8 protein-coding genes are annotated in these 11,882 nt (G+C 69.5%); 3 read left to right on the top strand and 5 right to left on the bottom strand.

Annotated elements, in window-relative coordinates:
* Window positions 1-5: 5 nt before the first annotated feature.
* Window positions 6-1,109: an alanine racemase gene (gene alr, locus AC3A6J_RS16915; RefSeq protein WP_487861128.1), complete on the bottom strand. Its 1,104-nt coding sequence runs from the start codon at window positions 1,107-1,109 to the stop codon at window positions 6-8.
* Window positions 1,110-1,280: 171 nt separating this feature from the next.
* Between alr and lplT the strand changes: the two genes are divergently transcribed.
* The 3 genes from lplT to AC3A6J_RS16900 are packed head-to-tail and all read left to right on the top strand — an operon-like array spanning window position 1,281 to window position 3,991.
* The gene (lplT, locus tag AC3A6J_RS16910) at window positions 1,281-2,585 is read left to right on the top strand and encodes a lysophospholipid transporter LplT (RefSeq protein ID WP_487861127.1); all 1,305 of its coding nucleotides are present in this window, start codon (window positions 1,281-1,283) and stop codon (window positions 2,583-2,585) included.
* 7 nt (window positions 2,586-2,592) lie between these two features.
* On the top strand, window positions 2,593-3,483 hold the full coding sequence (locus AC3A6J_RS16905) for a DMT family transporter (RefSeq protein ID WP_487861126.1): 891 nt from the start codon (window positions 2,593-2,595) through the stop codon (window positions 3,481-3,483).
* 16 nt (window positions 3,484-3,499) lie between these two features.
* Entirely contained in the window at window positions 3,500-3,991 is a 492-nt protein-coding gene (locus tag AC3A6J_RS16900; protein ID WP_487861125.1) for a glutathione peroxidase, read from the top strand.
* Between the two features lie 16 nt (window positions 3,992-4,007).
* On the opposite strand, the gene AC3A6J_RS16895 is transcribed toward AC3A6J_RS16900, so the two are convergent.
* The 4 genes from AC3A6J_RS16895 to AC3A6J_RS16880 all read right to left on the bottom strand — a co-directional run bounded on the left by AC3A6J_RS16895 (window position 4,008) and on the right by AC3A6J_RS16880 (window position 11,877).
* A complete protein-coding gene (locus tag AC3A6J_RS16895) occupies window positions 4,008-8,978 on the bottom strand; it encodes a beta strand repeat-containing protein (protein WP_487861124.1) in 4,971 nt (1,656 codons plus the stop codon).
* A 270-nt stretch (window positions 8,979-9,248) separates the two neighbouring features.
* On the bottom strand, window positions 9,249-9,683 hold the full coding sequence (locus AC3A6J_RS16890) for a carboxypeptidase regulatory-like domain-containing protein (RefSeq protein WP_487861123.1): 435 nt from the start codon (window positions 9,681-9,683) through the stop codon (window positions 9,249-9,251).
* An 88-nt stretch (window positions 9,684-9,771) separates the two neighbouring features.
* Window positions 9,772-11,022 carry a glycolate oxidase subunit GlcF gene (glcF, locus tag AC3A6J_RS16885; RefSeq protein WP_487861122.1) on the bottom strand — a complete coding sequence of 417 codons (1,251 nt, stop codon included), beginning with the start codon at window positions 11,020-11,022 and terminating at the stop codon, window positions 9,772-9,774.
* A 42-nt stretch (window positions 11,023-11,064) separates the two neighbouring features.
* Window positions 11,065-11,877, bottom strand: coding sequence for a YoaK family protein (locus AC3A6J_RS16880; protein ID WP_487861121.1), 813 nt, complete (start codon window positions 11,875-11,877; stop codon window positions 11,065-11,067).
* Window positions 11,878-11,882: the final 5 nt, after the last annotated feature.

The following is an 11,882-nucleotide window of genomic DNA, read 5'->3' as shown; positions in this document are numbered from 1 at the left end:
GGGCTTCATTCTTCGTGCGCGGTGGGCGCGAACGGCACGCGCTGCGCCACCGCGCACATGAGCTCGTAGCCGATGGTGCCGGCGGCACGCGCGACCTCGTCGATCGAGAGCGTCGCGCCGTTCACGGCCGAACGGCCCCAGAGCGTGACCTCGCTACCGAACTTCGCGTCGGGCACGGGCGTGAGGTCGACGGTGATCATGTCCATGCTGACCCTGCCCACCATGCGCGTGCGCACGCCGTTCACCAGCACCGGTGTGCCGGTGTCGCAGTGGCGCGGATAGCCGTCGCCGTAGCCGGCCGCGGCCACACCGATGGTGAGCGGCGCCTCGGCCGTGAAGCGCGATCCATAGCCGATGGTGTCGCCGGGCTGCAGCGTCTGCACCGAGAGCAGCTTCGTCGAGAGCGTCATCGTGGGTTCGAGTTGCCAGTGCGCGGCGTCGTGCTCGGGATGGTCGGGCGCGCTGCCGTACAGCACGATGCCGGGGCGCACCCAGTCGCCCCGGGCCTGCGAGGCATGCCGCAGCGTGGCCGCGCTGTTGGCGATCGAGCGCTCGCCGGGCAGGTCTTTGGTGACGCGCTCGAACACCGCAAGCTGGTGCGCAATGCCGCGCTCGCCGTCGGCGTCGCTGAAGTGCGTCATCAGCGAGATCTCGTCGACCTGCGGCAGCGCATTGAGCCGCGTCCAGGCCGCGCCGAAACGCTCGGGCGCGTAGCCCAGGCGGTTCATGCCCGAGTTCATCTTGAGGAAGACGCGCTGCGGCTTGAGCGTCTTGTGCGCGGCGAGCATGTCGATCTGCTCGTCGCAATGCACCGTGTGCCAGAGGTCGAGCCGCGAGCAGAGCTCGAGATCGCGCGCCTCGAACACGCCCTCGAGCAGCAGCACCGGCCCGCGCCAGCCGAGCGCGCGCACGCGCTCGGCTTCGGCCAGGTCGAGCAGCGCGAAGCCGTCGGCGCCGCGCAGGCCTTCGTACACGCGCTCGATGCCGTGGCCGTAGGCATTGCACTTGACCACGGCCCAGACGCGGGCATCGACGGCGCTGCGCCGCACCCGGTCGAGGTTGTGCCGCAGTGCGGCGGTGTGGACAGTGGCGAGAATGGGGCGCGGCATGGGAAATCCCGAAGGTAGAAGACCGGGGTTTTAGCACCTTCGCGGACCGGGGCGCCCGGTGTGGCCATGCGGGTTTGCCAGTCGTACCCCCATGCTATAACCGCCCATTCGCCGTGAAGGACGCGGCCTTTCTCACTACTGCCAGCGAGCTCCTGGCCAGCCAGCCCATCGATGAAGCGCGGTTTCTACACGATCATGTCGGCCCAGTTCTTTTCGTCGTTGGCCGACAACGCGATCTTCGTCGTGGCCGTGGAGCTGATGCGAAGCAACGGGGCGCCCGAATGGCAGCGTGCCGCGCTGGTGCCGATCTTCGCGGTCTTCTACGTGGTGCTCGCACCGCTCGTGGGCGCCTTCGCCGATGCGCTGCCCAAGGGGCGGGTGATGTTCATCAGCAACGCGATCAAGGTGATCGGCTGCCTGATGATGCTGTTCGGCTCGCACCCGCTGCTCGCGTACTCGATCGTGGGGCTCGGCGCCGCGGCCTATTCGCCGGCCAAGTACGGCATCCTCACCGAACTGCTGCCGGCCTCGCAGCTGGTCAAGGCCAACGGCTGGATCGAGGGCCTGACGATCGCCTCGATCCTGCTGGGCATCGTGCTCGGCGGCTCGCTGGTGGGCCATGCAATCTCGAGCTGGCTGCTCGCGATCGACATCCCGCTCTTGGACACCGGCGTCGAGTCGCCGGCCGAGGCGGCGATCTCGGTGCTGATCTTCGTCTACGCGCTCGCGGCCTGGTTCAACACCCGCATCCCGAGCACCGGCGTCGAGATGCGCCCGCTGCGCGCCAACCCCGCGCATGGCCTCGCGCGCAACATGTTCGCGCTGATGCCCGACTTCTGGAACTGCAATGCGCGCCTGTGGCGCGACAAGCTCGGGCAGATCTCGCTCGCCACCACCACGCTGTTCTGGGGTGCGGGCGCCAACCTCAAGTACATCGTGCTGGCCTGGGCCGGGCTTGCGCTCGACTACAACACCACGCAGGCCACCGCCCTCACCGGCGTGGTGACGATCGGCATGGCGGTGGGCGCCATCGTTGCCTCGATGCGCATGCGGCTGGACATGGCCACGCGCGTGATCCCGATGGGCATCGCCATGGGGGTGCTGGTCATCTGCATGAACCTGATCGGCAGCGTCTGGCTCGCGGTGCCCTTCCTGATCCTGCTCGGCGGGCTCGGTGGCTTCCTGGTAGTGCCGATGAATGCACTGCTGCAGCACCGCGGCCATAACCTGATGGGCGCGGGCCGTTCGATCGCGGTGCAGAACTTCAACGAGCAGGCCTGCATCCTGCTGCTTGGCGGCTTCTACAGCGCCTGCACCGGCCTGGGCCTTTCGGCCTACGCGGCCATCGCCGCCTTCGGCGGCGTGGTGGCGGGCGTCATGTGGATCATCCAGCGCTGGCACCAGCAGAACCTGCGCAAGTATCCGGAAGAAGTCGAACACCTGCTCGCGATCGCCCGCAGCGACAAGCATCATTGACCTCCTCTTGGCTCCCCTTGCACTGATCTTCAACGCCTTCGTGTGGGGCGTTTCATGGTTTCCGTTCCGCCACGTCGAGGCCCACGGGCTGCATCCGGTCTGGACCACCTTCCTGATCTACGCGGCGATCTCGCTGGCGATGGGGCTGCTGCGCCGCCACGCCTGGCGCGGCTTCGCGGACTTTCCGATGCTGGTGCTGCTCGGGCTTGCTGCCGGCTTCACCAACCTGGGCTTCAACTGGGCGGTGACGCAAGGCGACGTGGTGCGCGTGGTGCTGCTGTTCTACATGATGCCGCTGTGGAGCGTGCTGCTGGGTTGGGCGGTGCTGGGCGAGCGGCCTACGGGCGGCGCGCTCGCACGCGTGGCGCTCGCGCTCGGCGGCGTCGTCGTGGTGCTCAAGGCGCCGGGCGTCGACTGGCCGGTGCCCGCGAGCCTGCCCGACTGGCTGGGCCTCGCGGCGGGCTTCGGCTTCGCGGTGACCAACATCGTCCTGCGCCACCTGCGCGCTGCGCCTGGCGAATCGCGCGCACTCGCGATGTTCAGCGGCTGCGCGCTGGTCGCGGGCACCGCGGCCGCGAGCGGCACCGCGCTCGGCGCCTTCGCCTCGCCGCTCCTGGCCACGCCGGGATGGATCGGCTGGGCCATGCTGCTGGGCGTCGGCTTCGTGGTGGCCAACGTCTGCCTGCAATACGGTGCGGCACGGCTCGCGGCCAGCGCCACTGCGGTGATCATGTTGTCGGAGGTGCTGTTCGCGAGCGTCTCGTCGGTGACGCTCGGCGCGGCCACGATGAGCCCGCGCATCCTTGCGGGCGGCGCGCTGATCGTGCTCGCGGCGGCCTGGTCGGCATTTGCGCGAACGCCTGCGCGCAGCGATGATCGGCTTCCCTCCGCCACTTGATGATGAAGGAAGCGCCATGGCCAGCAGCATCCACGACTTCGAAGCCCGCCGCATCGACGGCCAGGCGGTCAGCCTCGCGGACTACCGCGGCAAGGTGCTGCTCATCGTCAACACCGCCAGCCAGTGCGGCTTCACACCGCAGTTCGCTGGGCTCGAGGAACTGCACGAGAAATACGCGGACCAGGGGCTCGTGGTGCTGGGCTTTCCGTCGAACCAGTTCGGCGGCCAGGACCCGGGCAGCAACGAGGAGATCGGCGCCTTCTGCACCCGCAACTACGGCGTGAGCTTTCCGATGATGGAAAAGATCGAGGTCAAGGGCAGCGGCGCGGCACCGCTCTACCAATGGCTCACCAAGGAGAAGCCGGGCCTTTTGGGCAGCACGGCGATCAAGTGGAACTTCACCAAGTTCCTGGTGGGGCGCGACGGTCAGGTGATCAAGCGCTATGCGCCGCTCGACAAGCCGGCCGCGCTGGCAGCCGACATCGAAGCGGCGCTGGCAGCGCACTGACCAGGGCCATTTCCGCTCAATTGAAAACCCATTCGGCACCGACCGTGGCGGCCGCGCCCGCACTGCTCACGCCGACGCCGCCGGTCATGCTCCAGTCGTTGCTCTTGGCCGTGCGGCGGAAGCTCACCCCCACTGCGCTCTCGCCCTTGAAGACGCCGTAGCCCACGCGCATCACCGTCTTGCCGGGCACGTAGCTGCCGGGCATCTGCACCGCCATCGCGGCCGCGACGCCCGCGTAGGCGTCGCGCGCAACTCCGCGGATCTCGCTGCCGAGCGCCTCGGCGCGCGCATCGGTGTAGCCCCTCTGGAATTCGGCCTGCCGCTGGAGCTGCTGCACGTTCACCGCGTCGCGCGGCGCCACGCCCGGCGCCACGTTGTGCAAGGCCACGGGTCCCGTGGCGCCGCCCTTGCCCAGGGTCACGTTGTTGTAGTCGGCACTGCCATCCACGTTCGTGTCGTAGCGCACGCCACCGGCCTGCACCGCCTGCAGCTGGCGCACGTTCACCGCGTCGGTGGCGTCGGTGCCGCCCGCAACGTGGGTGATCTGGCGCTCGCCGCCCTCGGCGCCCACCGCGACCGCACCCTGCGCCGACAGCACCGAGACGCGCGAGAACTTCTCCAGTTGCCCATTCATTCCGGCGCGGTCGGCCAATGCGCCGTCGCCGAGCGCCACGCCGTCGTTGGCCTTTGCGACGGCGTTCGGGCCGATCGCCACGCTGCGCGCCCCCTCCGCGTGCGAATCGGTGCCCTTTGCATTGGCATGGAAATACTTGATGCCGCCACCGCCAGTCTCGATGTTGTTGATGGCCTGGTGGGTCGCATAGAGCTGGCTTCCATTGACCGCATCGGTGCTCGTGGCATCCACCTGGCCGGCCGCCACGTTCTGGAGCTGCCGCTCGGCGCCGGGCGCCCCCACGCTTGCCACGCCCGCGGGCTCGGCGCCCGCATAGTCGTAGTCCTTCCCCCGAAGGGTTGTCCCGGAGGTCGGCACTGCCGCGCGGGTGGTGGCCCCGGCGCCGAGCGACACGCTGTTGGCGACGGTGGCGGTGGCGTTCGGGCCCACGGCGATGCTGTTCACGGCACCGGCGCCCGTGTTGTCGAAGTTGCCTTGCGGTGTGCCCCCGTCGTTGATGCTGACGTAGTGGGTCTGCGCATTGTTGACCAGCGTGGTGATGCGCCCGCCGAGGGCATCGACCTGCGTGGCCAGCGAATACAGCTGGCTGCCGTTCACCGCGTCGGTGCTGCTCGCGTTGATCGCACCGGGTGCCACGTGGACGATCTGGCGTTCGCCGCCGAACCTGCCCACGCTCACCACACCGATCGCCGTGCCGGCGAAGCCGCCGAAGCTGATGCCCGGCCCCGCGGCATAGCTCACCGCGCCATTGGCATTGAGCGTGGCCACCACGCTGGGCACCGTGGCCTCGTCGACCTGCACGAAGGCCTTGTCCTCGCTGTCGCTGCCGAGCGCCACGCTGTTGGCGTTCGTGGCGCGGGCGTTGGCGCCCAGCGCCACGGCATTCGTATTGGAGGCCGAGGCGCGCGTGCCGACGGCGAGTGCATTCACGGTCGACGCCTTGGCGCCCACGCCTGCAGCCAGCGTGTCGGTGCCGACCGCGCCATCGTTGGCATGGTTGCTGCCCGCGGCCGTGTCGCTCGAACTGACGCTGTAGTAGCGCGTCTTGCTCTGGTTGACCGTGGTGTCGAGTGCGGCGACTGCCGCGTTGGTGGCGGACAGCTGGCTGCCGTTGACCGCATCGGTGCTGGTGGCGCTCAACGTGCCGTCGGCCACGCGGGTCACCTTCGTGCCTGCCGCATCGATGCCGCCCGTGGTCAGGCTGGGGCCGCTGGTGGTGACGCCGCCGACGGTCGTGCTCGTCGTCACGCCTCGGGTATCGATCACCGTGCCGCCAGCGGCAAGGCTGTCGGCCGCCAGGTCCGCTTTGGTCGACACGGTGATGTCGTTGCCGCTGCGCGTCACGGCGATGTTCCGGCCATCCAGATATTGCACCGTGTCGCCCGGCGCCACCTTGGTGGCGGTGTCGCCATTGGCCTGGACGTTCCAGCCCGCGTTGGCGACGTTGCTCACCGCATTCAACTGGTTCAGGTTCACCGCGTCGGTGCCGTTCGTGCCATCGGAAACGCGGGTCACCTTCGTGCCCGCCGCATCGATGCCGCCCGTGGTCAGGCTGGGGCCGCTGGTGGTGACGCCGCCGACGGTCGTGCTCGTCGTCACGCCATGGGTGTCGATCTTCGTGCCGCCCGCGCTGAAGCCCTTGGCGGTCACCGTGCCTGCGAACTCGGGGCTCTCTACCACGCCGTACGTGATGGTGTTGCCCACGCGGCCGACCACGGTGTTGCTGCCCGCCGCGAAGCTGGCCGTCTTGCCCGGACCGATGTTCTCGCTGGTCGTGCCGCCGTCGGCGCTCAGGTTCCAGCCCGCATTGGCGGCCTGGTCCACCGCGCGGAGCTGGGACACGTTGACGGCGTCGCTGTCCGCGGTACCGGCCGCAACGCCATTGACCTGGCGGTACTTGCCGTTGACCGCATCGCCCACGCTCACGGCGGCCAGCGTGCTGGTCGTGGCCGCGATGGCCTCCTGCTGCACCTTGCTGGCGCCGGCGGGCACATAGCCGGCCACGCCAGCGGCGGCGGACGCCACCGAGCCGCTGCCCAACGCCACGCCATGCGCCGCCGTCACGCGGCTGCCCGTGCCGAGCGCCGTGGCACCGCTGGCGTCCGCACTGGCGTTCTCTCCCAGAGCGGCGCCCGCCACGATCGCCGGATCGGTCACGCCGCCGTTGTAGCTCGCCACCGCCCCGTCGCCGAACGCCGCGCCGCCGTTGCCGGCGCGCGCCGATGCGCCCATGGCCACGGAGCCCGTTGCGATCGCGTCATGGCCGATGGCGATGCTGCGTTCGCCCAGGGCCTGGGCCTGCGGACCCACGGCCACGGCGCGGTCCGCACCGGCCAGCGCCTCGTTGCCGATGGCCACGGTGTCCGTCACTGCCATGAATTCGGAGCTTGAAATCTTCGTGCCGGCGAGCGTGCCGATGGCTACATTGTTGGCGCCGGTCACGCGTGAACCGGCGTCATTGCCGATCCCCACGTTGGCATTGCCGGTGGCCTGCCGGGCGGCCCGGTTGCCCAGCGCCACGTTGTCGTCGCCGGTGCGGCCGGTGCCCGCGGATGCGCCCAGCGCGGTGTTGTTGAAGCCCGTCACGTCGCGGCCGGAGGAATCGCCCAGCGCGGTGTTTTGGCTGCCGGTCACGGTCCAGCCGGCCCGTGTTCCGAAGGCGGAATTGTTGTCGCCTTTGACGCCACTGCCCGCGTTCTCGCCCACGCCGACGTTCCAGTTTCCGGTGACGACGCGTCCGCCGCTCGTGCCGATGCCGATGTTCTCGGACCCGGTCACGTTCTGGCCGGCATTTCGGCCGAGCGCCGTGTTCGCGTTGCCGTTGACCGCCGAGCCCGCCGAATACCCGATGGCGGTATTGAAACTGCTGCCGCCGACACGGCCTCGGCCTGCCTGCGCGCCGATGCCGACGTTGTCCCTGCCGATGGCGCTACCCGCGCCGGCACCTTCGCCGATCATCACGTCGCGCGTGGAAAGGGCCTTCGCGCCGCGCCCGATGGCCACGCTGTCGGGTCCGCTGGCAGCGCTGTCCAGTCCCACTGCCACGGCCGCGCTCCCGGCCGCAGCCGCGTTCTTGCCCGACGCGATCGCGTCCTGTCCCGTGGCACCGAGGTTGTCCGCGTTGGTGCCGCCCGTCGAGTTGACGCTGTAGTACCTGGTCCTGCTCGCCTCGAGCGCCTGGTTGGTGACGGCCAACTGGCTGCCGTTGACCGCGTCGGTACTGGTCGCATCGAGCCGGCCGGCCGCGACGTTGGTGATGGTGCGCTCCGCATTCGGGGCGCCCACACTCACCGTGCTGCCGGGCGCGGTGCCTGCGAAGCTGTAGGTGGTGCCGTTGAGAGTCGTGCCGGTGGTCGCCACCGCGGCGGCCGTGACCGACCCCGCGCCCAGCGCCACATCGCCGCTGTTCGCAACGGTGGTGCGGCTGCCCAGCGCCACCCCGTCCTGCACATCCTTGCTGACCGTGACGTCCGAGCCGATGACCTGGGTGTCGCCCAAGCCGCTGCCCAGCGTGTTGCCGAACCCGGCCACGAAGTTCTTCTGTGCACCGGCGAGCGCGTTGCCCTCTCCGATGACCGTGTTCTGCTGCGAGCCGCCGGTGACCGAATTGCCCAGGCCGATCACGTTGGCATTGGCCGAGTTGCTCACCGTGTTCTGGACACCGATGATGCTGGTCGCCGTGCTGGTGTCCAGCGTGTTCAGCACGCCGATGATGCTCGAGCCCTGCGCGTTCTTGGCCGTGTTCTGGCCACCGACGATGCCCACGACCTGCGAATCGGTCGTGACGTTCGAGATGCCGAGCGTCAGCGCGTTCTTGCTGTCGGTCAGCGTGTTCTGGGGGCCCACGGCGACGGTGTTCTCGCTCGCGGCGCCCTGCACCTTTGCGTTGTGGCCCACGGCCAGCGAATCCCGCGCCGCCGCCTCGGCGCCGTTGCCGATGGCGATGCTGCGGGCGCCCTGCGCCTTGGTGTTCGTGTGGCCGATCAGCGTGGCGCCCGGCCCGAGGTTCGCGGAGACCATCGTCGCGAGGCCGGCCAGGTCCGGGCCGCCGGCGGGGTCGGTCGCAATGCCCGAAATGGTGGCGAATCCACCGCTGCCGTTGGGAACCTTGCAGGTCCAGGCCGACGATCCCGCTGCGGGTGTGCCAACGGCGGTGCAGATCGCACCCTGGGGATTGAACGTGTAGGAGCCCATGGTGGTGTCGGCCCAGGCGACCCCCTGCAGGCCCGCGGCCAGCAAAGCGCCTGCGGCAACCGTGCCGCTGACGCGCTTGCCGCACGCCTTGGTGGTCTCGGAGGCGGCCACACACGTGCCCAGTGCGTCGCTCCACAAAGAACGGAATGTCTTGTTCATGTCGATGATTCCCCGGTGGTCTGGTGAACGCAGAAGCACTGCGTCGATACGCCGCACGCACGCGTGCTGTCGATCGGGACGCGGCGCCGGAAGGCGTGACGCCCCGAATGGGCGAAAAAAGTAAAACGTTTGTTTTACAACCAGAGAGGAAGATGCGGGCGGGATCGCCCACGTTTTCACCGCGAACCGTGACATCCTGCACCGACTGGGGGTGCACCGGCCAGGTTCAGCAAGAGATCCGTTGCCGCCAGTCCGCGCGGCCCCGGAGGCTCAGAACCTGAAGCTCGCGGTCTTCGAACCGCCGCCCACCGTCACGTTCTGGCTCTTCGACTCGCCATTCTGGGTCGTCGCGGCCACGGTGTAGCGGCCCGCGGGAATGTCGACCAGGCACACCGGCCCGGTGGCGCGCAGCGACAGCGCCGTGGCCCCGTCGGCGCCCCTGATATCGACCTGCACGTCGGCCAGGTAGGCGCCATCGGCGCGCGCGAACAGCAATGCGAGCGGATGGTCCTTCATGGCCGCGCGCATCGCGTTCGACTCGTCCGAACCGATGCCGCCGCAGACGTGGCGCACCGCGCCCTCGCCCTGCCATGGCGGCATGCCCGACTGGGCGTGCGCGGCCAGCGCGCCGGCCGCACAGGCCAGGGCCGGCAGCAGGCGCAGCAAACGCTTGCTTCGAATGGCGGCAGTTTGAACACGGGACATGACTGGCTCCTTCAGGGACTCGAAGCCGCGATGATGCGGCACGCCAAGCATCGGCGCCAGTCGGACCAGGGCGCGCACCGGCGTGCGATCAGGCCGCTGTTTTTTCGAGCGCCGCGTCGAGCAGCTCCACCCAGTGCCGCACCGGCGTCTCGTCGCTGCCGCTCTGAAGGTGCGTGATGCAGCCGATGTTGGCCGAGGCGATGACGCTGGGCTGCAACTGCTTCAGGTGCCCCAGCTTGCGGTCGCGCAGCGGATAGGCGAGCTCGGGCTGCAGCACCGAATAGGTGCCGGCCGAGCCGCAGCACAGGTGCGACTCGTTCATTGCCACGCGCACGTCGAAGCCCAGCGCGCGCAGGTGCGTCTCGACACCGCCGCGCAGCTTCTGGCCATGCTGCAGCGTGCACGGCGGGTGGTACGCCACCACGCCCTCAGGGGCTCGCACACGGGCCTTCAGCGCGGGCACGAGCTCGGGCAGCAGCTCGCTCAGGTCGCGCGTGAGCTCGCTGATGCGTGCGGCCTTGGCGGCATAGGCCGCATCGTCGCGCAGCAGGTGGCCGTACTCGCGCACGGTGACGCCGCAGCCCGAGGCATTCATCACGATCGCCTCGGCCCCACCTTCGTCAGGATGGCGTTCGACGATCGGCCACCACGCGTCGATGTTGGCGCGCATCTGGGCCTTGCCGCCCTCCTGGTCGTTGAGGTGGAACTTCACCGCGCCGCAGCAGCCGGCCGCGGGCGCGACCACGGCCTGGATGCCGGCCGCGTCGAGCACGCGCGCCGTGGCGCTGTTGATGTTCGGCATCATCGCCGGCTGCACGCAGCCCGCGAGCATGAGCACCTTGCGCGCATGGGTGGCCGTGGGCCATTCGCCGGCCGCCTGCTTCGGCGGCACCTTGGCGCGCAGCGCCGCGGGCAGCAGGCCGCGCACCGACTGGCCGAGCTTCATCGCGGGGCCGAAGAGCGGCGACGGCAGCCCTTCCTTCAGCAGCCAGCGCTGCGCCGACTCCATCGCCGGGCGCGGTACCTTCCGGTCGACGATGCGCCGGCCGATGTCGACCAGGTGGCCGTACTGCACGCCGCTTGGGCAGGTGGTTTCGCAGTTGCGGCAGGTCAGGCAGCGGTCGAGGTGAAGCTGCGTGCTGCGCGTCGGCGCCTGGCCTTCGAGCACCTGCTTCATCAGGTAGATGCGCCCGCGCGGACCGTCGAGTTCGTCGCCGAGCAGCTGGTAGGTGGGACAGGTGGCGGTGCAGAAGCCGCAGTGCACGCACTTGCGCAGGATGGCTTCGGCCTCGCGGCCTTCGTCGGTGCCTTGGAATTCTGGGGCGAGTTCGGTTTGCATCGTGGGTGGGTTCTTGTGGTTGACTGGCAGGGCGCGGCCGCCTCACGAGCCCGGGGAAGCGCCGTTCTTGCGCCGCGGGCGGACGGCGCCGAGCAGTTCCCGCAGGTAAGCCGAGCGCCGCACGTCCTCGATGAACGGCGGCAGCGACAGCGCCAGCAGCAATGCCGCGAGCGGCACCACGCAGACGAAGCCGACGTAGGTGAAGCCGGCCGCGCCGACGATGCCACCCCCGACGAACATACCGACGAGCCCCGCGAACAGCCGCAGCCGCGCGCGGTTGTGGCGCACCGGTCCCGCCGCGGTTTCGCCGAGCCGGGTGCTGCGGTTCCAGTACGCCAGCTTGCCGAGCTCGATGCCGAGGTCGGTGAGATTGCCGGTCATGTGGGTGCTTCGGATGCGGCCGCCCGAAGTCTTCGAGCCCACCGCGTTCTGCAGGCCCATGATGAATGACAGCAGCAGCACCGTGAGCGGCACCGCGAAAGGCGTGTGCCAGGTCAAGGTGATGGCGCCCATCAGGCCGAAGGGCAGCATCAGTGCCGATTCGAGCAACAGCGGTAGAGCGTAGACGCTGCGCAGGCGGTGCTGGCGCGCCCAGTTGACCAGGACGGCCGAGACCGCGGCGCCGGCCACGAAGGCCAGGATCGCGCCGAGCGCGTTGAGCAGCAGGGTCGCATTGCCGAGCACCAGCGCGTCGGCCACCTGCGAGGTGAAGCCGGTCATGTGGGAGGTGTACATGTGCAGCACCAGGAAGCCCCCCGCATTGACGGCGCCGGCGTTGAACGCGAGCAGCAGGCCGAGCATGCGGTTGGTCGAGGGCGCGCGGTGGCGGCCGGTGAGGAAGCGCAGGCGCCGCATGATCG

The sequence above is a fragment of the Variovorax sp. Soil_C_39 genome, assembly GCF_057656815.1.
The sequence above is the reverse complement of the archived record's forward strand: the minus strand, read 5'-3'. Positions and strand labels throughout refer to the sequence as shown.